This window comes from Nocardioides sp. (assembly GCF_041913365.1).
GTDB lineage: Bacteria > Actinomycetota > Actinomycetes > Propionibacteriales > Nocardioidaceae > Nocardioides.
In genome coordinates this window covers 1-20356 of the sequence record NZ_JAYSFM010000002.1, presented here as the reverse complement: position 1 = coordinate 20356, position 20356 = coordinate 1, and the positions used below count along the sequence as shown (strand labels likewise).

The window sequence follows — 20356 nt, the reverse complement described above, 5'->3', positions numbered from 1 at the left end:
CTCCGGACCTCACGCCGTCCAGGCGCGCCGCAACCGGTCGACGACCGCGGCTGCGTCGGGCACCAGGTCCGGCCCGGGGCGGGTGGCCAGCTCCTCGGCGAGCCGGTCGACCCGCCCCGGCAGCGCCTCCTCGGCCATCGCGCGCATCGGCTCCCACGCCATCACCGGGATGCTGCGGTTGTAGGCCCACCGGTGCGCGACGGCGAGCAGGCGGACGCCGTCCTCGCGCTGCTCCTGGGGGCCGAAGCGCAGCACCCACGACGCCAGCGCCACCAGCAGTACGCCGTTCAGCGGCAGGTCGGTGAACCAGAGCGTCCCCTCCGGGGTGCCGAGCCGGGGGCCGAGGACCATGTCGCGCAGCTCGTCGGCCCGTGGGTCGACGTCGGCGCTCCCGTGCCGGGCGTGACTGACCAGGGCGGCCGAGGCCGCGAGGGCGAGCCACGGAGACGCGCCCATGCCGCCGTCGGCGTCCAGGACGAGGTCGATGATCCCGTCGTAGCGGCGGAGCGCCTCGTCGTGCTGCCCGCGCGCGAGCGCGAGCTCCGCGTGCGCGGTCTGCCAGGTGAGGCGGGCGCCCATCTGTGCGGTCTCGCCGTCGGGCGGGCCGAACCCCTCGAGCAGCGCCGCGGCCGTGTCGATGTCGCCGTCGAGGAGGGGTGCGATCGCGGTCGCGACCTGGAGGCTGTAGGAGTCGGTCTCCGCGTGCACGCGGGACAGCTGGGGCCAGGCGACCTCGGCGTGGCGGGCCGCGCGGTGGTGGTCGCCGGCCGCCATCGCGAGCTGGCTCAGCTCAGCGTGCAGGGAGGCGTGGAGGTAGGGCGGCAGCGGACCGGCGAGCGCGTCCTCGGCGAAGGAGCGCGCCGCGTCGATGTCGCCGGCGTTCTCCGAGACGATCGCCGCCCACAGCAGCAGCGCCGCAGCGGTCGCCGGGCGCGACTGCCGGGCCGCGACCTCCGCGAGGCGCTCCGCCGTAGGCCCCTCGGCCACGTAGACCGTGTGCGCGATGAGGCCCCACGTGCCGGTCGGCGTCTGCCCCTGCGTGAGCAGCCCGCGCAGCCCGCCGAGGTCGACGCCGGGCATCCAGCTCAGGTGGATCATCAGCACCCCGGCCGCCTCCTGCGCGGCCGCGTGCAGCCCCGCAGGCACGGCCCATCCGGTCAGCAGCTCGGCGGCCGCGTCGCAGATCGCGAAGATCCTCGGCTGGTCGCCGGTGATGGTCCACAGGCTGCCCAGCAGCGCCACCAGGCGCGCGACCAGCTCCCGGTCGCCGACGGACAGCGCGTGCCGGAGCACGTCGGTGAGGTTGTTCTGCTCGCGGACCAGCACGTCGACCATGGGCACCTGGTCGTCGGCCAGGACGAGGTCGGCGCACCGCTCGGCGAGCTCGCGCGCCCAGCGGTGCTGGGCCTCGACGGCGACGTCGTGCTCGCCGGTGCGGGACAGCTGCGCCGCGGCGTACTCGCGGATCGTCTCCAGCGCCCGGAAGCGGGCCGCTCCCCCGTCCTCACCCATCACCAGGAGGGACTGCTCGACCAGCGTGTCGACCAGGTCGGACCCCTCCCGGCCCAGCACGGACACCGCGGTCGCGCGGTCGAACCCGTCCTGGAACACCGACAGCCAGGCGAGCGCACGCTGCTCGTCGGCCGCCAGCAGGTCCCACGACCAGCCGATCACTGCCTCGAGCGTGCGGTGCCGGTCGGGCATCGTGCGGTCGCGGCTGCGCAGCGTGGCGAAGCGGTCGTCGAGGGCCGCCGACACCTCGGCGACGGTCATCGTGCGCACCCGGGCCGCGGCCAGCTCCACGGCCAGCGGCAGGCCGTCGAGCCGCCCCACCACCGCCCGTACGGCCTCGGGCTCGAGCACGGCGTCGGGTCGGGTCGCGGACGCGCGTCGCACGAAGAGCTCCTCGGCGTCGCCGGGCGAGAGCTGGCTCAGCGGGACCGCCCGCTCGGCGGCCAGGCGCAGCGGCGCCCGGCTCGTCGTCAGCACCTGCAGGTCTCGGGTGGTGGCGAGCAGGAAGGCGACCAGCGCGGCCACCGGCTCCAGCACGTGCTCGCAGTTGTCGAGGACGAGCAGCGTCGGCCCGGCGTCGAGCTCCTGCGCGAGCCGGCCGCGCACGTCGGCCTGCTGGGCGGGCGTCAGCGCGGTCCGTGCCGTCACCGAGCCGCGCACGCCGAGGGCGGCACCGACGGCCACGACCACGTCGTCGCCCGCTCCGACACCGACCAGCTCCACCACGTGCACCCGCGCGAGGCTCGACTCGCGTGCGAGCACCTGCGCGATGCTGGTCTTCCCGATGCCACCGGGTCCGAGCACCGTCACCAGTCGCGAGGCCGCCATCGCCGACCTGAGCCGGGCGAGGTCCTGCTCACGACCGAGCAGCCCCGCGGCGTCGTACGTCACGCCGGTGCGCACCGGGTCGTCAGCGGCCAGCAGCTCGCGGTGCAGGCGCTGCAGCTCGGGTGCCGGGTCGACGCCGAGGCGCTCGGCCAGGTCGAGCCGGTGGGCCTCGTAGCGGCTGAGCGCGACGGCGGGACCGCCGAGTGCCGCCATGGTGCGCAGGAGGTCGGCCAGGACTCCGGCGTCGTCGGACCATCGCTCGGCCGCGGCCTCGAGCAGCGGGAGCGCTTCGGCGTGCCGCCCCTGCCGTGCCAGCGCCCTGCCCAGCAGGTCGTCCGTCGCGTCGAAGGTGTGGCCCGCCAGCTCGCGGAGGCGGGCGAGCGGCCCGGCAGCAGCGTCCGCGGTGGGGACGGGCCAGTCGCGCGCCGCCTGCGCCTGCTCCGCGGCGGCCACGGCGTCGCCGGCCAGGAGCAGCTCGCGAGCGTGGGACACCCGCAGCCCGACGGCCAGCACGTCGACCTCGTCGGGGTCCAGCCCGAGGCGGTAGCCGGTCTCGGTGAGGTCGACCGCGTGCGGAGCGGTCGCTGACCTCACCCGCGACACGATCACCTGGAGCGCCTTCCCCGGCGTCGCCGGCGGCTCGTCCTCCCAGATCTGCTCGACGAGCTGGGTGACGGACAGGCCGCGCGGCTCGAGCACCAGCGCTGCGAGCAGGGCGTGCAGCCGGGCCCCCACGATCGGCGTCCCGTCCCAGGCGGGCGGGCCGAGGAGCTCGAGGCGGACCGTCATTCCCGCGCCCGCGGGTGGGCCGTGGCGAACACCTCGCGGAGGTTGTCGACCGTGACGAGCGTGTAGACCTGCGTCGTCGTCACGGACGCGTGGCCGAGCAGCTCCTGGACGACGCGGACGTCCGCGCCGCCGTCGAGGAGGTGGGTGGCGAACGAGTGCCGGAGCGTGTGCGGGGACACCGAGGCGGACACCCCGGCGCGCTCGGCGGCCTTCACCAGCACCGCCCACGCGCTCTGCCGGGACAGCCGGCCGCCGCGGGAGTTGAGGAACATCGCCGGCCCCCCGCGGCCGGTGCCCACGAGCTCGGGGCGCGCCCGGGTGAGGTAGGCACCGACGGCCTCCCGTGCGTACGTCCCCACCGGCACGAGCCGCTCCTTGCCGCCCTTGCCGCGCAGCAGCACCGTGCCGTCGACCGTGTCGAGGTCGTCGACGTCGAGGCCGACCGCCTCGGAGATGCGTGCCCCGGTGCCGTAGAGCAGCTCCAGCAGGGCCCGGTCGCGCAGCGCGAGCGGCGTGTCCGGAGCCCCCGCCGCCTCCAGGATCGCCTCGACGTCGGAGAGCGGCAGCGCCTTCGGCAAGCGCTTGGCGGGCGTCGGCGGCTTCACCGCGGCTGCCGGGTCGGCGGTCGCGAGACCGTCGGAGACCGCGAACTTGTGGAAGCCCCGCACCGCGACCACCGTGCGCGCCGCGGACGTCGCGCTCAGGGGCGGGTGCCCCTCGCTGCCCTCGCGCAGGTCGACGAGGAACGCGGTCACCGTCGCCTCGGTGACCGCGCCCAGGTCCTCGATGCCCTGGCGGGCGAGGAACTCGTCGTAGCGGGTCAGGTCACGCCGGTAGGAGCTCAGCGTGTTGGCGGCCAGGCCGCGCTCGACCGCGAGGTGGTCGAGGTAGGTGCGCACCGCGCGGCGCAGCGTCACCCCGGAGCTCACCCCAGAACGGTATCGAGTCCCACCGACTCGATGCCGACCGCAGCGCCGACGGGGTCGTTGGTCAGCTGTCCCGCGTGGGTGTTGAGGCCGAGCGCCAGGCTGCGGTCGTCGCGCAGCGCCTGCTCCCAGCCCTTGTCGGCCAGCGCGACCGCGTAGGGCAGCGTCGCGTTGGTGAGGGCGTACGTCGAGGTGTTGGGCACCGCGCCGGGCATGTTGGCCACGCAGTAGAACACCGAGTCGTGCACCGCGTAGGTCGGGTCGTCGTGGGTCGTCGCGTGCGAGTCCTCGAAGCAGCCGCCCTGGTCGATGGCGATGTCCACGAGCACCGAGCCCGGCTTCATCCGCGAGACCAGGTCGTTGCTGACCAGCTTGGGCGCCGCCGCACCGGGGATCAGCACCGCGCCGATGACCATGTCGGCCTCCATCACCTGCTGCTCGATGGCGAGCTTCGACGAGGCGAGGCCGTGGACCCGGTTGTTGTAGCGCCAGAACGACATCCGCAGCTTGTCCAGGTCGGTGTCCAGGAGGGTCACGTCGGCGCCCATCCCGAGCGCGATGTTGGCGGCGTTCTGGCCCGAGACACCGGCGCCGATGATGACGACCTTGGCGTTGGCCACGCCGCCGACGCCGCCCATGAGGACGCCGCGGCCGCCGTTGGCCTTCATCAGGGAGTACGCGCCGACCTGGGGCGCGAGGCAGCCGGCCACCTCGGACATCGGGTAGAGCAGCGGCAGCCCGCCGGAGGGGAGCTGGACGGTCTCGTAGGCGATGCCGGTGACCTTGCGCTCCAGGAGCTCCTCGGTGAGCGGCTTGTCGGCGGCGAGGTGGAGGTAGGTGAAGAGGGTCTGGCCCTCCCGCATCCGGCCGTACTCCTCGGCGACCGGCTCCTTGACCTTGAGGATCATGTCGGCCGTGCCCCACACGTCGTCGGCCGTGTCGAGCAGCTTCGCGCCGGCAGCGACGTACTCGTCGTCGGGGATCAGCGAGCCCTCGCCGGCGGTCTTCTGCACGTAGACCTCGTGTCCGTGCTGGACCAGCTCGTGCACACCGATGGGCGTCAGGGCCACGCGGTACTCGCGGTTCTTGACTTCCTTGGGTACGCCGACCTTCATGCCTTGCTCCTCAGGGATCGGGGCGGCCACCACGGTGTGGGCCGCCTCACAGCGGGATGACACTACTCCCGCGGGGGGTCACCCGGCGTCCAGGGTGCCCCGGCTCCTCAGCACGGAGTACGCCAGCACCGCCTGCACGAGTGGCCCCTGCCGGACCCGCCCGTCGAGCACGGCGTCGAGGAGCGCGTCGTAGGGCACCCAGAAGCGCTCCATCTCCGCCTCCTCGTGGCGCATCTCGAAGTCCCCGCGCGGCGCGTGGGTGAGACCGCGCGCCAGGAAGATCTCGTGCACCTCGTCGGTGATCCCGGCGCTCGAGTAGGTGCTCAGCAGCAGCCGCCAGTCGCTCGCCTCGAGCTCCACCTCCTCCTGCAGCTCGCGCTTCGCCGTCTCGACCGCCGGCTCGTCACCGGCGTCGCGCAGGCCCGCGGGCAGCTCGACGAACTCGTGGCCGCTGGTGTGGCGGTACTGGCGCAGGCACATCACCCGCTCGTCGGCGTCGACCGCGAGCACGACGACCGCGCCCGGGTGCTCGAGGCTGATCCGGCTGAACTCCTCGGGATGGCCGGGACGGGTGATCGTGTCCTCGCGCAGCGCCACCACCCAGTCGTCGCGGTGCAGGTCGCGGCTCTCGACCACGGGCCAGGACATCGGCCGGTCGGCGAGCGGTTCGGCGGGAGGTTGTCCGGCCTCGGGCGTGGACGGGTGCGACATGCCCCGCACGCTAGCGCGGATGGACAGAGTGGGTACGGTCAGCCGTATGACGTTGAGCACGCTCACCCGGCACGAAGCAGCCACCCGGTCCGACCTCCTCGAGGTGCAGCGCTACGACATCGCGGTCGACCTGACCGGGCTGCTCGAGGGCGAGGTCTGGTCGTCGGTCAGCACCATCACCTTCACCTGCTCCGAGCCGGGCGCGACCACCTTCGTCGACGTCGCGATGGACGTCTCGCGCGCCACGCTCAACGGTGCGGAGGTCGACGTCTCGGCCGCCGCCGATGGTCGTCTGCCGCTGCCCCCGCTGGCCGAGGTCAACGTGCTCGTGGTCGAGGCCAGCACCACCAACACGGGCAGCGGCGAGGGCATCCTGCGCACGGTCGACCCCACCGACAAGCTCGTCTACGTCTGGACCAGCCTGGAGCCCGACGAGGCCCGCCGGGTCTGGGCCTGCTTCGACCAGCCCGACCTCAAGGCACCGCACCGGTTCACCGTCACCGCGCCCTCCTCGTGGCTGGTGACCTCCAACGGCGCTCCCGAGTCGGTCGTCGACGCCGACACCGACGACGCCCGCGTCTGGACCTTCCCCGACACGCCCCGCCTCTCGACGTACGTCGTCGTGGTCAACGCGGGTCCGTTCCACGAGGTGCGCCGCCAGCACGACGGCTACGACCTCGGCTTCTACTGCCGCCAGTCCCTGGTGCCAGTGATGGAGCGCGACCTCGACGAGCTGGTCACCCTCACCCGGCAGGGCCTCGCCTTCTTCGGCGAGCGGTTCGCCTACCCGTTCCCGCAGGAGCGCTACGACCAGGTCTTCGTGCCCAACCTGGGCGGCGCGATGGAGAACTGGGGCTGCGTGACCTACGGCGACGGTCAGCTCTTCCGCACTCCCCCGACCCACGCCCAGCGCGGCCTCCGCGCGGAGTTCATCTTCCACGAGATGGCCCACATGTGGTTCGGCGACCTGGTGACCATGCAGTGGTGGGACGACCTCTGGCTCAACGAGGCGTTCGCGTCCTGGGCCGCCAACTGGGGCATGGCCGGCGCGAGCGAGTTCACCGAGCAGTGGGCCACCTTCCTCGCCGCCGCCAAGCGCACGGCGTACGAGATGGACATGAGCCCGGCCCGCCACCCGATCCGCAGCGACGTCCCCGACGTGTCGGCGGCCATGTCGAACTTCGACGCGATCACCTACGTCAAGGGCCAGAGCGTGCTGCACCAGCTGGTGGCCTACATCGGCGAGGACGCGTTCGTGGAGGGCCTGCGCGACTACTTCAGCCGCTACGCCTTCTCCAACACCCGCCTCGACGACCTGATGGACTGCTACTCCCGCGCCTCGGGGCGTGACCTCTCGGCCTGGACCAAGGCCTGGCTCGACGAGGCGGGCACCGACGTGATCTCCCTGGTCGATGGCGAGCTGGTCGTCGACACCACCGACGGCCAGGAGCCGCGGCCGCACCGCCTCGACATCGCGGTCTTCGACACCTCCGGCGACGACCTCGCGCCCGTCGGGCGGTCCTCCCACGAGGTGTCCGGACGGCGGACCGCCGTCGAGCTGCCCGCCGGCGGCCTGCGGCTGGTCAACGCCGGCGACTACACCTTCGCTGCGGTCAAGCCCGACGAGACCTCGCTGCAGGGGATGTTCGAGCGGGTCCAGCAGTTCACCGACCCCCTCGACCGTGCCCTCGTCGCCGCCACGGCGGGCCAGCTGCTGCTGCTGGGCGACGTCGCCCCGCGCGACGTCTCCGCGGCCCTGACCCGCGCCCTGACCACGGAGACCAGCCCCGCGCTCATCGAGCCCTTCCTCGGCCAGGCGCTCCAGGTCGCCGACCGCTGGGCGCCTGCCGCGGAGTCGCCCGACCTGCTGCGCGGCCTCGCCGACGCCGCCGCCGGGCTCGTGGAGCTGCCGGACGCCCGGCAGGCGGCGCTGCGCACGCTGGCCGCCTCCGCCTCGACCGACGCCCACTGGGCGGTGCTGGAGGAGGCCGCCGAGCAGGCGACCGACCTCGACCTGGCCTGGCGGATGGCGGTGCGCCGCGCCGAGCTGGGCGACTACGACGAGGCCAGGGTGAAGGCGCTGCTCGAGTCCGACCCCGACCCCGATGCCGGCATGCGTCGCCTGGCCGTCCTCGCCGCCCGCCCCGACCTGGAGGCCAAGGAGGAGGTCTGGCGCGCGTTCTTCGTCGACTACGCCGTGCCCGCGAGCCGCGAGACGCTCGTGCTCGGCTCGACCTTCTGGCGTCCCGGCCAGGCCGAGCTGCTCGCGCCGTTCGCGCACCGCTACCTCGAGGAGCTGCACACGCTCAAGGGCGGCCTGCTCAACCAGGGCCTCACCATCCGCGCGATGTACCCCCTCGGAGCCGGCGACGCGACGTTCCTCGCCGCCGCGGAGCAGGCTGCGGACGACGAGAGCCTGATGGCCTACGCCCGCAACCAGCTCCGCTCGAACTCGTTCGTGCTCGGCAGGATCCTCCAGGCGCGCCAGCTCTGAGCTCCCGGCCCCTTTTCAGCGATCCCCGGCTGACCGGCTCTCCTGACACATCTGTGGGTGGGTGGGTGCGTCTGGAATGGGGGCACGCCGCTCCCTGTCTAGGTTTCTGAGCTGTCGAAGAACAGGAACCAGTGACAGGAGAACGGCGTGCCTGGGGTCAGCCTATGGCGCGGTCTGCTCGGTGTTGAGCACACTGCGATCGAGAACGTGACCAAGGACCCGGATGGTTCGCTGGTCTTCCACGTGCGACCGATGGCGCGCCGGCGGGGGCGGTGTGGCCGGTGCCGGCGTCGTTGTCCCGGCTACGACGCCGGTTCTTGGCGCCGGCGGTGGCGGACCCTGGACCACGGGATCGTTATGGCGTTCTTGGAGGCTGACGCGCCCCGGGTCCGCTGCCCGACACACGGGGTGGTGGTCGCGCACGTGCCGTGGGCCGCCCATGGTGCGGGTCACACGCACACCTTCGACCAGCAGGCCGCCTGGCTGGTGGTGCGGACTTCCAAGACCGCGGTGACCGAGCTGATGCGGATCGCGTGGCGCACGGTCGGCGCGATCGTGGACCGGGTCTGGACCCAGATCCAGGCTGAGCACGGTGGACCGGCCGGGGACCAGCTCGACGGGCTGCGCCGGATCGGGATCGACGAAATCTCCTACCGCCGCGGGCAGCTGTATCTGACGGTGGTCGTCGACCACGACACCGGTCACCTGGTCTGGGCAGAGCCGGGCCGTGACCGTGAGACGCTGCGCCGGTTCTTCGACGACCTCGGCGTCGAACGCAGCAGCATGATCACGCACGTCTCGGCCGACCAAGCCAGCTGGATCAGCCACGTGGTCACCGAACGCTGTCCGGGCGCGATCCAGTGCGCCGATCCGTTCCACGTCATCAAGTGGGCCAACGAAGCCCTGGGCAACGTGCGTGCCCGGGCCTGGCGCACGGCCCGCGCCGGTGGTGCCACCCACAAGAACGGCATGGAACGTGGGCGGCAACGGCATGACTCCACCGGCGCTGCCCGTGAACTGCGCGATGCCCGCCACGCCTTGTGGAAGAACCCCGAGGACCTCACCCAACGCCAACAACAGCGTCTGAACTGGATCGCCGCCACCCACCCCGAGCTGTGGGATGCCTACCGGATCAAGGAAGGACTACGCCTGCTACTGCGCATGCGCGGCCGCGCCGGACTCGATGCCCTCGACGAATGGCTCGCCTGGGCCACCCACAGCGACGTCCCCGAAATGACCCGCCTAGCCACACGCATTACGGCCATCCGAGAGCGGGTCGAGTCCACCATCACCCACGGGCTGTCCAACGCCCTCGTCGAGTCCGTGAACACCAAGATCCGACTCCTCACCCGCATCGCGTTCGGCTTCCACTCACCCCAACCCCTCATCGCCCTCGCGATGCTCAGCCGCGGCCCTCACCGACCAGCCCTCCCAGGCCGGACCTGACCCACACATCAGTCAGGAGAGCCGGCTGACCGGGGATCGCTGATCATGTCAGGCCGTGCACGCCCTGACATGTTCAGTGAGAGCCCGACAAGCCTCCTCAGGCCTCTGCCTCGACCTCGTCCTTGCGGCGCAGGCCCGACTCGTCGATCGGGAACCGCTCGGAGCGCTGCCGCTCGATGGCCGCTCCGACCAGCCCGGCGAACAGCGGGTGCGGGCGCGTCGGGCGCGAGCGCAGCTCCGGGTGCGCCTGCGTGGCGACGTAGTAGGGGTGCACGTCGGCCGGCAGCTCGACGAACTCGACCAGGCCGAGGTCGGGGTTGATCCCCGAGAAGACCAGGCCGGCCTCCGCGAGAGTCTCGCGGTAGGCGTCGTTAAACTCGTAGCGGTGGCGGTGGCGCTCCTCGATGGTGCCCGTGCCGTACGCCGTGCGCACGACGCTGCCCTCGGCCAGCTCGGCGTGCTGCAGGCCGAGTCGCATGGTGCCGCCGAGGTCGCCCGCGCCCTCGACGTACTTCTTCTGCTCCTCGATGGTGGAGATCACCGGCTCGACCGTGTCGGGGTCGAACTCCGTCGAGCCCGCCTTCTCCAGGCCGGCGACGTTGCGGGCGTACTCGATGACCATGCACTGCAGGCCCAGGCACAGCCCCAGGGTCGGAATGCCGTGGGTCCGGCTGTAGTGCAGCGCGCCGAGCTTGCCCTCGATGCCGCGCACGCCGAAGCCGCCCGGCACCAGGACGGCGTCCACGTCGGCGAGCTGCCGAGCGGCCCCCGCCTCGGTCTCGCACTCGTCGGAGGCGACCCAGCGGATGTTGACCTTGGCCTCGTGGGCGAAGCCGCCGGCGCGCAGCGCCTCGCTGACGGAGAGGTAGGCGTCGGGGAGGTCGATGTACTTGCCGACGAGGGCGACGGTGACCTCCTCCGACGGGTGGTGCACCCGGCGCAGCAGGTCGTCCCACGTGGTCCAGTCGACGTCGCGGAACGGCAGGTCGAGACGGCGTACGACGTAGGCATCGAGGCCCTCGCGGTGCAGCACCTTCGGAATGTCGTAGATCGACGGGGCATCCGCGGCGGTGACCACGGCGTCGTCGTCGACGTCGCACATCAGCGCGATCTTGCGCTTGATGCCCTCGGGCAGCTCGCGGTCGGCCCGGCACACGATGGCGTCGGGCTGGATGCCGATCGACCGGAGCGCGGCCACGGAGTGCTGGGTGGGCTTGGTCTTCAGCTCACCGGACGGGCCGATGTAGGGCACCAGCGAGACGTGGATGAAGAAGCAGTTGTCGCGGCCGATCTCGTGGCGCGTCTGACGGGCCGCCTCGAGGAACGGCAGCGACTCGATGTCACCGACCGTGCCGCCGATCTCGGTGATCACCACGTCGAAGTCCGGGCCGCCCATCGCGAGGATGCGGTCCTTGATCTCGTTGGTGATGTGCGGGATGACCTGGACGGTGTCGCCCAGGTAGTCGCCGCGTCGCTCCTTCGCGATCACCGTGGAGTACACCTGACCGGTCGTCACGTTCGCGATCTGGTTGAGGTCGGTGTCGAGGAACCGCTCGTAGTGCCCGATGTCGAGGTCGGTCTCGGCCCCGTCGTTGGTCACGAAGACCTCACCGTGCTGGAACGGGTTCATCGTGCCCGGGTCCACGTTGAGGTACGGATCGAGCTTCTGCATCGTGACGCGCAGTCCGCGCGCCTTGAGCAGGTTGCCCAGGCTGGAGGCGGTGAGCCCCTTGCCGAGGGAGGAGGCGACGCCTCCGGTCACGAATACGTGCTTGGTCGGCGTGCGGCTCTTCACGGGCTTCGATCCTACCCGAGAGGGAGCGGTCCGTCCGAACCCGACGCTCCGAAGGATCCGCCCTGCGTGCCCAGCGCGCGCTGGAGAGAGAGGATCGTCGCCACCCGGCCGGCGGTGGTGTCGGTGCCGTCCACGCTGGCGACCGCGGCGGCGGCCGGGTCGGCCCGGAGCCTGCCGAGCTGGCCCGACGCGCCGTCGGCTGTGGTGCCCGCGACCACGACGCCGGTGGCCTGCGCGGCGAGGCCCTCGGCCAGGCCGGCCAGGATCGCGTCGGCGCCCTCGTCGTCGGCGTCGGTGCCCAGCACCAGCAGCACGAGCGGCGCTCGCCGCCCGACCCTCCCGGGCTCGGCCATCAGGCCGGCGCCGCTGATCGCGTCGAGGATGGCGCGGCCCTTGCCGGTGACCTCCTCGCCCTCGGCGTCCTTGCCGGCGACCGCGAGCCCGAGCAGCTGCCCGATCCGGTCGTACGTCGACGCCTCCGCGGCGACCGCGTCCTTGGTCTGCTGCGTGAGGAGCTGGCTGCCCAGGGTGTCGACGAGCGACTTCTGGGTGGGGTCGACCAGATCATCGGAGAGGGAGTAGCGGGCGCTGATGCTCCCGCCTGCCCTGTTGATCGCGTCGGCCAGGGCGGTCACGACCCGCTCGTCGGCCCCCGGCACGGTGACCACGGCCACCGACCGCTCGGCGAGCCTGGCCCCGAGCAGCGTCGGCTCGAGCGCGTCCACGAACGAGCCGTTGTAGGCGGCCTGGGGGCTGTCCCCTGCAGGCGCGGCGTCCTTCTCCTTGCTGGCGGTCGTCACGGTGGCGCCGACGTCGGAGAGCGGGCCGCCGCCGAGCACGATCCCGGCCGCGAGGGCCAGGAAGACGGCGACGATGGTCAGGACGTGGTGACGCAGGGTGATCACGGGAGAATTCCTCGTACGTTGTCGATCAGGTCTGAGGTGGTGCGGGAGACCGCCGGCGAGGCGTCGTCCACCCACTGCTGGCCCACCGGGGTGACGCTCACGGCCGCGCCGACGGCGAGCAGCCCGGCCACGACGGCGCCCAGCAGGTGCCGGGGCCGCACGGCACCGTCGTACAGGCGGGGCAGCGCGGCGGCGTCCACGAGGTCGGGGCCGAGCTTGAGCCGGGTCAGGAAGGTGCTGGCGAGGCCGGCACGGCGACGGTCGAGGAACTCGTTGAGCGTGGCGTGCATGCCGACGCCCACGATGAGGGCCGCGTCCCGGGCCGACGCCAGGAGCAGGGCCGCGTCCTCGGTCGTCGCCGTGGTCTCGAACCGCAGGGCCCGCACACCGATCCGCTCGAAGTGCTCCGTCGCGCTGCGCGCCGCGCCCCGCTCGACGAGCACCACGACGTCGCGCGCCTTGCGGAGCACGGCGGCGCTGGGCAGGTCGTCGCTGCCGCCGGTCACGACCACGACGTCGGGCCGGTGGCCGGCGCTGGCGAGGGCGTCCGCACCCCGGTCCACGCCGATCAGGACGGGTTTCTGCTCGCGCACGAACGGCTTGATACCGCGCAGCTCATCCTCCCACCCGTGCGAGCGGACGGCGACGACCACCGGCCGCCCGGCCATCTCCGTGGCGGTCCGGGGCACGCCGTGGCCGTGCAGCAGCAGGTCCTGCTCACGGCGCAGGAACTCGGTCGTGTTGTGCGTGAAGCTGTCCAGCTGCGCGGCCAGCCCGCTGCGCGCCTCGTCCATCTCCGAGCGGACGAGCTCCTCGGTGAGCTCGCGCGCCGGCGCGACCAGGGTGTCGCCCGCGTAGACCGCGCCGCCGTCGATGCGGACGTCGGTGCCGTCCTTGAGCCGGTCGAAGACCTCGGGCCCGGCGTTGTCGACGACGACCACGCCGGCCTCGACGAGGCGCTCGGGACCGAGGTTCGGGTAGCGCCCGGAGATCATGGGCCCCGCGTTGACCACGGCCACGACGCCGGCGTCGACGAGGGACTGCGCGGTGTCGCGGTCCATGTCGGTGTGGTCGATGACGGCGACGTCACCGGCGGTGAGTCGACCGAGGACGCTGGCCGTGCGCCGGTGGATCCGGGCGGGGCCGTGCACGCCCGGCAGGGCGGGGGCTGGACGGGAGCGGACTGCGAACTTCATGACCGCGCCATGGTGTCAGCCGCGCCCCTGCCCTTCGGGGAGGCACGCCCGCTCGGGCGCGGCGGCGTCGAGCAGCTCCCGGGCGTGCGCGCGAGCGCTCTCGGAGTCCTCGACGCCGGCCAGCATCCGGGAGAGCTCCTGCTCGCGGCTTCCCTCGTCGAGGGTGACCAGGCCGGACGTGGTCACCGACCCGTCGCTCGACTTGTGGACCACGACGTGCCGGTCGGCGTACGCCGCCACCTGCGGCAGGTGCGTGACCACCAGCACCTGCGAGCTGCGGGCCAGTGCCGCGAGCCGCCGGCCGACCTCGATCGCCGCCTTGCCGCCGACCCCCGCGTCGACCTCGTCGAAGACGAAGGTCGGCACCGAGCCCGTCTCGGCGAGCGAGACCTCCAGCGCGAGCATCACGCGGGAGAGCTCACCGCCCGACGCACCCTTGTGCAGCGGCCGGGCGTCGGCTCCGGTGTTGGCGGCGAGCAGGAACTCCACGTCGTCGACTCCCTGGGCGGTCGCCCGGAGCCAGCGGCCACCGACGAGCAGGATCGGTCCGGCGGGCGTCTCGGGCGCGGGCACCTCCCGCTGGGTGACGGCGATGGTGACGGTCGCGTGGGGCATGGCGAGGGAGGTGAGCTCCTCGCTCACGGCGGCTCCGAGGCGGGTCGCCGCCTGCGCCCGCTGGTCGCTGAGCCGTGCCGCGAGCTCGCCGAGCTCGCCGCGGATGGCGTCGCGACGCTCCTCGAGCTCGGCGATCTGGCCGTCGGTGTCCTCGAGGTCGAGCAGCCGCTTGGCACCTTCCTCGGCCCAGGCGAGGACCTCGTCGATGGTCTCGCCGTACTTCCGCGTGAGCGCGGTCAGCGCCGCCCGGCGCTCGGAGACGGCGGCCAGGCGCGCCGGATCGGTCTCCAGGGACGCGGCGTAGGAGGCGACGTCGCCAGCCAGGTCGACGAGGAGGTGGCTCAGCTCGGCGAGCCGGTCGGCCAGCTCACCGGCGGTCGCGTCGTGCTCCCGGACCCCCTCGAGGGCCTGTCGCGCCGCGCTGGTCGTGGCGAGCGCGTCGACCGTGCCCTCGTCGCTGGAAAGCGCCTCGCGCGCCTGCTCGGCGGCGGTGCGCAGGGTGTCGGCGAAGCCCAGCCGGGTCTCCTCGGACGCCAGGTCGGCGTCCTCCCCCGGCTGCGGGTCGACCGCCTCGACCTCGCCGAGCCCGAACCTCAGCTGGTCGGCCTCGCGCGCCCGCTCCCGGGCCGACCCGACGACGTCGGCGAGGGTCCGTTCGGTCTGTGCCAGGTCGGCCCACCGCGCGGCGTACGCCGCCGCGGTGTCGGCGAGCTCCACCCCGCCGAAGCGGTCGAGCGACGCGCGCTGAGCGCCCGCCTTCAGCAGCCGGTGCTGGTCGGACTGCCCGTGCACCGCGACCAGCGGCTCCGCGAGCTCGGCCAGGGTGGTGACGGGCACTGCGGCGCCGCCGACCCAGGCGCGCGAGCGGCCCTGGGCCGCCACGTTGCGGGCGAGGACGACCTGGTCGTCCTCGACCTCGCCGCCGGAGTCCTCCACGGCCTCGCGGAACGTCTCGAGCGAGCCCGCCGCGACGACGCCCTCCACGCGCGCCTGCTTGGCACCCGACCGCACCGCACCGGAGTCGGCCCGCCCGCCCAGCAGCAGCCCGAGGGCGGTCACCACCATCGTCTTGCCGGCACCGGTCTCGCCCGTGATGACGGTCAGTCCGGGTCCGAGCTCGAGCGTCGAGGAGTCGATGACGCCGAGCGAGCTGATCCGCAGCTCCTCAAGCATCGGCGTCACCGTTGTCCCTGCGACGACGCTCGGCCGCGCCGCGCCACCCCTCGACGGGCAGGTCGAACTTCGCCACGAGCCGGTCGGTGAAGGGCGCCGCGTGCAGCCGCACCAGGCGCACCGGCCGCTCGCCGCGCCGGACCTCGATCCGCGCGCCCGGCGGCAGGTCCACCGAGCGGCGGCCGTCGCACCACAGCACCCCGGAGCCCTCGGTGTTGGCCAGCACCTCGATGGCGAGCACGGAGGTCGGCGCGACGACCATCGGCCGGGCGAACAGCGCGTGGGCGCTCAGCGGCACCATCAGCAGCGCCTCGACCTCGGGCCAGACCACCGGGCCCCCGGCGCTGAAGTTGTACGCCGTCGACCCCGTCGGTGTCGCGCACACGACCCCGTCGCAGCCCCAGCGGGACAACGGGCGGCCGTCGACCTCGACGACGACCTCGAGCATGCGCTCGCGAGCAGCCTTCTCGACGCTGGCCTCGTTGAGGGCGAACGTCGAGAACAGCGTCTCCTTGCCGTTGACGACCCGGACGTCGAGGGTCAGGCGATCCTCGGCGGTGTAGGTGCGGTTCACGATCGCGCTGATGGTGGACTCGACGTCCTCCTGCTCGGCCTCGGCGAGGAAGCCGACGTGGCCGAGGTTGACGCCGAGCAGCGGGGTGCTGGTCTGGTGGGTGACCTCCGCGGCGCGCAGGATCGATCCGTCGCCACCGATCACCAGGACCAGCTCGCACCCCTCGCCCGGCACGTCCTCGGCGACGGTGGTCTCCACGAGCCCCTCTGTGAGCGGGTCCGGGCCGAGCCCGAGGTCATCGGCCTCGTCGGCCAGGAGGCGTACGGCGATGCCGTGCTCGGTCAGCGACCGGACGCACTCGCGCGCGACCTCGCGCACCTCCGCACGCCCGGTGTGGGCCAGCACCAGCACGCGGCGCACCGGGGTCTCGTCGGTCACGGGTCCACCCTCTCACCCGCCACCCCCAGCGAGGCCGCACGGCCGACCTCGGCACGGATGTCGTCGGCGCCGATCGCCGCCGCGCCGTGGCGCAGCAGCAGGAAGAACTCCACGTTGCCCGACGGCCCGGGCAGCGGACTGACCGTCACCGCGACCGCGCCCCAGCCGCGTGCGGCGGCCAGGTCGGCGATCGTCGTCACCGCCTCCGCCCGCAGCGCGAGGTCGCGCACCACGCCGCCCTTGCCGACGCGGTCCTTGCCGACCTCGAACTGCGGCTTGACCATCAGCGCGAGCGCGCCGTCCTCGCGCGTCACCGACAGCAGCGGGTCGAGGACGAGGGCGAGGGAGATGAAGGACAGGTCGCCCACCACGAGGTCGACGGGCTCGCCCACGACGTCGAGGGTCAGCTCCCGGATGTTGGTGCGGTCGTGGACGACTACGCGCTCATCGCTCTGCAGGGACCACGCCAGCTGGCCGTAGCCCACGTCGACCGCGACCACCTCCCGCGCCCCGGCACGCAGCAGGACGTCGGTGAACCCGCCCGTGGACGCGCCGGCGTCGAGGCAGCGCTTGCCCTCAGCGGTGAGCCCGTGCGCGGCGAACGCCTCGAGGGCGCCCGCGAGCTTGTGTCCCCCGCGCGAGACGTAGTCGACCGACGTCGGGTCATCGCGCACCACGATCGCCACGTCGGTCGTCACACCGGTGGCCGGCTTGGTCGCCACCGCACCGGAGACCGTGACCCGGCCGGCGGCCACCAGCTCGCTCGCGTGCTCGCGCGACCGGGCAAGGCCGCGACGGACCAGCTCCTGGTCGAGGCGAAGTCGTCGTGGGGGCACGTGCGTCAGGCGCCCTGTCCGCCCTCGGACGCCGGACCGGGCTGGGCGTCGAGCGCGCGCCGCAGCTGCTCGTGGGCACGCTCGAACACCTCGACGTGCTCCCCCACCGGCCGGTCGACGACCGTCGCCACCTCGGCCAGCACCCGGTCGACCGACTCGACGCCGGTCGGCTCGTAGTCGACCGGCGGGCGTGCGTCGGCGATCGGCTCACCGGACGGTGCGCCATCGGCCTCGTGGGGCTCGGGTGACGTGTCGTCGGAGACCTGGTCCATGGCCGCGAGCCTACTCGGCGCCGAGCTGCCGGACCGGCCCGGGCGGGGTCGTGTCGACGACGTCGACGGGCGTGCCCGTGGCATCGAGGTGGCGCCAGCCAGCCACCGCGGCCACCCGCCACCAGTCCGCGTCGCTGCCGTCGCCGTCGACCACCAGGCGGCCGGTGTCGACGGTCGCCGTCCAGCCGCCCAGCCGCACCGCTCCATCGTCCACGGTGGGCGCCGGGTGCGGCTCGAAGAGCCCCGCCAACGTCGGGGAGATGTACGTCGGCCGCAGCTCCGGGGTGGCCGCCACGAGCTGCTCGAGCCAGGTCACGCCGGTCAGCACCAGCAGGGACGGTACGCCGACGGCGTGCGCGCCCTCGATGTCGGTGTCGAGCCGGTCGCCGACCATGATCGGCCGGTCCCCTCCCACCCGGAGCACGGTCTCCTCCATCAGCGGCTTCTCCGGCTTGCCCGCCACGGTCGCCTCCACACCTGCGAAGCCCGTGATGGTCCTCACGAGCACACCGTGGCCGGGTGCGATGCCGTAGGGCGTCGGGATCGTCATGTCGGCGTTGCTGGCGACGTAGGGCAGGCCGTCGCGCACCAGGGTGGAGACCCGCATGATGTCGCGCCACCGCACGTCGGGCCCGTAGCCGCTCGCCACGGCGACCGCACCCTCGGGATCCGTCACCGGCTCGAGACCGGCCTCGGCCAGCGCCACCCGCAGTCCCTCGCCGCCGAGGAGCAGCACCTTGGCGCCCTCGCCGTGCTCCTCCGCGAGCAGCCGGGCGGCTGCCTGGGCACTGGTCACGACGTCGGAGGCCTGCGCGGCGACTCCGACATCGAGGAGCTTCTGCGCCACCTGGTCGGGGGTGCGCGAGGCGTTGTTGGTCACGAAGGCGACGTGGACGCCGGCCGCTCGCACCCGCTCGACGCGGTCGGCCACGCCGTCGATCGCGTGGCCGCCGACGTAGACCACTCCGTCGAGGTCGAACATCACGAGGTCGTGCGCCTCCAGGATCGGACTCGTCGACTCCTCGAGCATGCTCCACCCCTCTCCGGACTGTGACCAGCGTCCCCCTACGATGCTCCGATGGACTTCACCGTCGTGCCCCCGTACGTCGCGAAGCCCCTCACGCTCCTCCCGTTCCGGGCGGTCATGCTGGCTCCGGCGCGCGTCGGGGACCCGGCATCGGCTCGAGCGCTGGCGCGACCCTACCGTGACGTCGCCGCCCGCCTGACCCAGTGGATCGACCAGGGCCGGGCCACGTCGGACACCGAGCCTGCGATCTACCTGCACGAGTACACCGCCGGCGGCCTCACCGTCCGTGGCCTCGTCGGAGCACTCGACATGTCGCGCCGCGCCGACACCCCCGCCGAGCGCGCCGTGTGGCCGCACGAGGCGATCCACCCCGAGCAGGCCGGCGAGCTCGCCGACCGGATGCTGCAGATGGACCTCAACCCGGCGCCCATCCTCCTCGTCCACCACGGGGACCCGGCGCTGCGCACCCTGGTGAGCGAGGTCGCCCGCACCCGGCCGACGTGGCGCTACCTCGACCGCACCGGCCAGCGCCAACGGATCTGGGCGATCCGTGACACCGCCCGGCTCGAGGCCATAGCCGACTCGCTCGCCCGCACCCGGTGCCTCCTCGCCGACGGGCACCACCGCTACGCGGCCTACCTGCGGCTGCAGGAGGACAACCCCGGCACCCCGTGGGACGCCGGCCTCGCGATGATCGTCGACCAGGACGACACTCCCCTCTTCCTCGGCGCCATCCACCGCACCCTCACGGGCACCACGGTGGACGAGCTCACCGACGCGGTCCGCTCGCTGGGCGCGGACGTCACCACGAGCAGACGTCAGCATGCGCTCAGCGCCCTCGACAGCACCCACCTCGTGCTCACGGACGGCGACACCTGGCGCACGGTCGCCCCCCTGGACCTCGGCCGGCAAGCGGCGGTCGCGTGGCTGCATGAGCGCGCTCTGCCGCTGCTCCCCCGCGGGCTGGGGAAGATCCAGCACCACCACACCGTGGACGCGGCCCTGGCCGGCGCCTCCGCGAGCTCGCCTGCCGTCCTCCTGCCGAGCCCGGACTTCGCCCAGGTGCAGGACCTCATCGAGTCGGGTGGCCTGCTCCCGGAGAAGGCGACGTCCTTCCAGCCCAAGCCGAGCCTCGGCGTGATCATGCGGCCGGTGACCGGCGGATGATCCTGGCGGACGACGCCTCGACCTCCACGCGCGACCTCGTCGCACCGCCGGCCTGGAAGAATCGGCACCGCACTGCGCCGCTCACCTCCACGACGTCGCCGGCACGCCAGCCGAGCACGCTCCGCCGCAACCGCGGGCTCCAGACCGTGCAGGGCACCGAGTCGACGCCCTGAGCACGGCCCTGCCGCGGTCCGGCTCGACCATTCCTCGGCACCGAGATGCGGAACGTCACCAGGACGTCCCCGCTCGGCAGCTCCAGCGCTGACGGCTCTCCGGTGACCCTGCCCACCAGTCGTACGTCGTTGGCCCCGACCTCATCCGTGGCCGATTCCTTGATCTGTGTCTTCTCCACAGTGCACCTCCTGGCGCACCACGTTCGCGGAGTCGACCGACACCCTTCGGAGCTGCGCTCCGAGCCCTGTGGACAACGGCCGACCCGCCGCGTCTGTGGACACTTGGTGGCCATGAACGTGGGCCGACTGGACGCGCAACGCTTCCGGAAATGCAGAAGTGGGGCCACCCGAAGGTGACCCCACTTCCACAATGTATGTCCGGCGGCGTCCTACTCTCCCACAACCTCTCGGTTGCAGTACCATC

The 20356-nt window shown here is 73.0% G+C and carries 16 protein-coding genes; 3 read left to right on the top strand and 13 right to left on the bottom strand.

The window, feature by feature from the left end; translation table 11 throughout:
• Window positions 1-9: 9 nt before the first annotated feature.
• The 4 genes from ACE3QY_RS05155 to ACE3QY_RS05140 all read right to left on the bottom strand — a co-directional run bounded on the left by ACE3QY_RS05155 (window position 10) and on the right by ACE3QY_RS05140 (window position 5881).
• Window positions 10-3129: a BTAD domain-containing putative transcriptional regulator gene (locus ACE3QY_RS05155; protein WP_374454939.1), complete on the bottom strand. Its 3120-nt coding sequence runs from the start codon at window positions 3127-3129 to the stop codon at window positions 10-12.
• Window positions 3126-4058, bottom strand: coding sequence for a site-specific tyrosine recombinase XerD (gene xerD, locus ACE3QY_RS05150; protein ID WP_374454938.1), 933 nt, complete (start codon window positions 4056-4058; stop codon window positions 3126-3128). Before xerD ends, ACE3QY_RS05155 begins: the two co-directional genes overlap by 4 nt.
• The gene (gene ald / locus ACE3QY_RS05145) at window positions 4055-5170 is read right to left on the bottom strand and encodes an alanine dehydrogenase (RefSeq protein ID WP_374454937.1); all 1116 of its coding nucleotides are present in this window, start codon (window positions 5168-5170) and stop codon (window positions 4055-4057) included. The genes xerD and ald overlap by 4 nt, the downstream gene beginning before the upstream one ends.
• Before the next feature lie 78 nt (window positions 5171-5248).
• On the bottom strand, window positions 5249-5881 hold the full coding sequence (locus ACE3QY_RS05140; RefSeq protein ID WP_374454936.1) for an NUDIX domain-containing protein: 633 nt from the start codon (window positions 5879-5881) through the stop codon (window positions 5249-5251).
• A 46-nt stretch (window positions 5882-5927) separates the two neighbouring features.
• On the opposite strand from ACE3QY_RS05140, the gene pepN reads away from it, so the two are divergent.
• Together pepN and ACE3QY_RS05130 are read left to right on the top strand one after the other, a co-directional pair.
• Window positions 5928-8375, top strand: coding sequence for an aminopeptidase N (gene pepN, locus ACE3QY_RS05135; protein ID WP_374454935.1), 2448 nt, complete (start codon window positions 5928-5930; stop codon window positions 8373-8375).
• Between the two features lie 147 nt (window positions 8376-8522).
• On the top strand, window positions 8523-9821 hold the full coding sequence (locus tag ACE3QY_RS05130; RefSeq protein ID WP_374454934.1) for an ISL3 family transposase: 1299 nt from the start codon (window positions 8523-8525) through the stop codon (window positions 9819-9821).
• A gap of 97 nt (window positions 9822-9918) precedes the next feature.
• Here the strand turns inward: ACE3QY_RS05130 and ACE3QY_RS05125 are convergent, their stop codons facing one another.
• Genes ACE3QY_RS05125 through ACE3QY_RS05090 form a run of 8 tightly spaced genes read right to left on the bottom strand, consistent with a single transcriptional unit; the run spans window position 9919 to window position 18595 of the window.
• Window positions 9919-11616, bottom strand: a complete 1698-nt coding sequence (locus ACE3QY_RS05125; protein WP_374454933.1) for a CTP synthase — start codon at window positions 11614-11616, stop codon at window positions 9919-9921.
• A gap of 11 nt (window positions 11617-11627) precedes the next feature.
• Window positions 11628-12521 (bottom strand): copper transporter, encoded by an 894-nt coding sequence (locus ACE3QY_RS05120; RefSeq protein ID WP_374454932.1) that lies wholly within the window; start codon window positions 12519-12521, stop codon window positions 11628-11630.
• Window positions 12518-13717, bottom strand: a complete 1200-nt coding sequence (steA, locus tag ACE3QY_RS05115; RefSeq protein WP_374454931.1) for a putative cytokinetic ring protein SteA — start codon at window positions 13715-13717, stop codon at window positions 12518-12520. Before steA ends, ACE3QY_RS05120 begins: the two co-directional genes overlap by 4 nt.
• Before the next feature lie 15 nt (window positions 13718-13732).
• Window positions 13733-15505 (bottom strand): DNA repair protein RecN, encoded by a 1773-nt coding sequence (gene recN, locus ACE3QY_RS05110; protein ID WP_374454930.1) that lies wholly within the window; start codon window positions 15503-15505, stop codon window positions 13733-13735.
• Entirely contained in the window at window positions 15498-16457 is a 960-nt protein-coding gene (locus tag ACE3QY_RS05105; RefSeq protein ID WP_374454929.1) for an NAD kinase, read from the bottom strand. The genes recN and ACE3QY_RS05105 overlap by 8 nt, the downstream gene beginning before the upstream one ends.
• Complete coding sequence (locus tag ACE3QY_RS05100) at window positions 16454-17293, bottom strand: TlyA family RNA methyltransferase (protein ID WP_374454928.1); 840 nt, start codon at window positions 17291-17293, stop codon at window positions 16454-16456. Before ACE3QY_RS05100 ends, ACE3QY_RS05105 begins: the two co-directional genes overlap by 4 nt.
• 5 nt (window positions 17294-17298) lie before the next feature.
• On the bottom strand, window positions 17299-17565 hold the full coding sequence (locus tag ACE3QY_RS05095; protein WP_374454927.1) for a hypothetical protein: 267 nt from the start codon (window positions 17563-17565) through the stop codon (window positions 17299-17301).
• A 10-nt stretch (window positions 17566-17575) separates the two neighbouring features.
• The gene (locus tag ACE3QY_RS05090; RefSeq protein ID WP_374454926.1) at window positions 17576-18595 is read right to left on the bottom strand and encodes an HAD-IIA family hydrolase; all 1020 of its coding nucleotides are present in this window, start codon (window positions 18593-18595) and stop codon (window positions 17576-17578) included.
• 48 nt (window positions 18596-18643) lie between these two features.
• Between ACE3QY_RS05090 and ACE3QY_RS05085 the strand changes: the two genes are divergently transcribed.
• Window positions 18644-19759, top strand: a complete 1116-nt coding sequence (locus ACE3QY_RS05085; RefSeq protein WP_374454925.1) for a DUF1015 family protein — start codon at window positions 18644-18646, stop codon at window positions 19757-19759.
• Here ACE3QY_RS05085 and ACE3QY_RS05080 read toward each other — a convergent pair.
• Window positions 19734-20111 carry a single-stranded DNA-binding protein gene (locus tag ACE3QY_RS05080; protein ID WP_374454924.1) on the bottom strand — a complete coding sequence of 126 codons (378 nt, stop codon included), beginning with the start codon at window positions 20109-20111 and terminating at the stop codon, window positions 19734-19736. The two genes, ACE3QY_RS05085 and ACE3QY_RS05080, sit on opposite strands and share 26 nt — an antisense overlap.
• Window positions 20112-20356: the final 245 nt, after the last annotated feature.

Coding starts and splice junctions, on each gene's coding strand:
- ACE3QY_RS05140 (WP_374454936.1), bottom strand. CDS start 5,881: ATGTCGCACCCGTCCACGCCCGAGGCCGGACAACCTCCCGCCGAACCG.
- recN (WP_374454930.1), bottom strand. CDS start 15,505: ATGCTTGAGGAGCTGCGGATCAGCTCGCTCGGCGTCATCGACTCCTCG.
- ACE3QY_RS05095 (WP_374454927.1), bottom strand. CDS start 17,565: ATGGACCAGGTCTCCGACGACACGTCACCCGAGCCCCACGAGGCCGAT.
- ACE3QY_RS05085 (WP_374454925.1), top strand. CDS start 18,644: ATGGACTTCACCGTCGTGCCCCCGTACGTCGCGAAGCCCCTCACGCTC.
- ACE3QY_RS05090 (WP_374454926.1), bottom strand. CDS start 18,595: ATGCTCGAGGAGTCGACGAGTCCGATCCTGGAGGCGCACGACCTCGTG.
- ald (WP_374454937.1), bottom strand. CDS start 5,170: ATGAAGGTCGGCGTACCCAAGGAAGTCAAGAACCGCGAGTACCGCGTG.
- pepN (WP_374454935.1), top strand. CDS start 5,928: ATGACGTTGAGCACGCTCACCCGGCACGAAGCAGCCACCCGGTCCGAC.
- steA (WP_374454931.1), bottom strand. CDS start 13,717: ATGAAGTTCGCAGTCCGCTCCCGTCCAGCCCCCGCCCTGCCGGGCGTG.
- ACE3QY_RS05155 (WP_374454939.1), bottom strand. CDS start 3,129: ATGACGGTCCGCCTCGAGCTCCTCGGCCCGCCCGCCTGGGACGGGACG.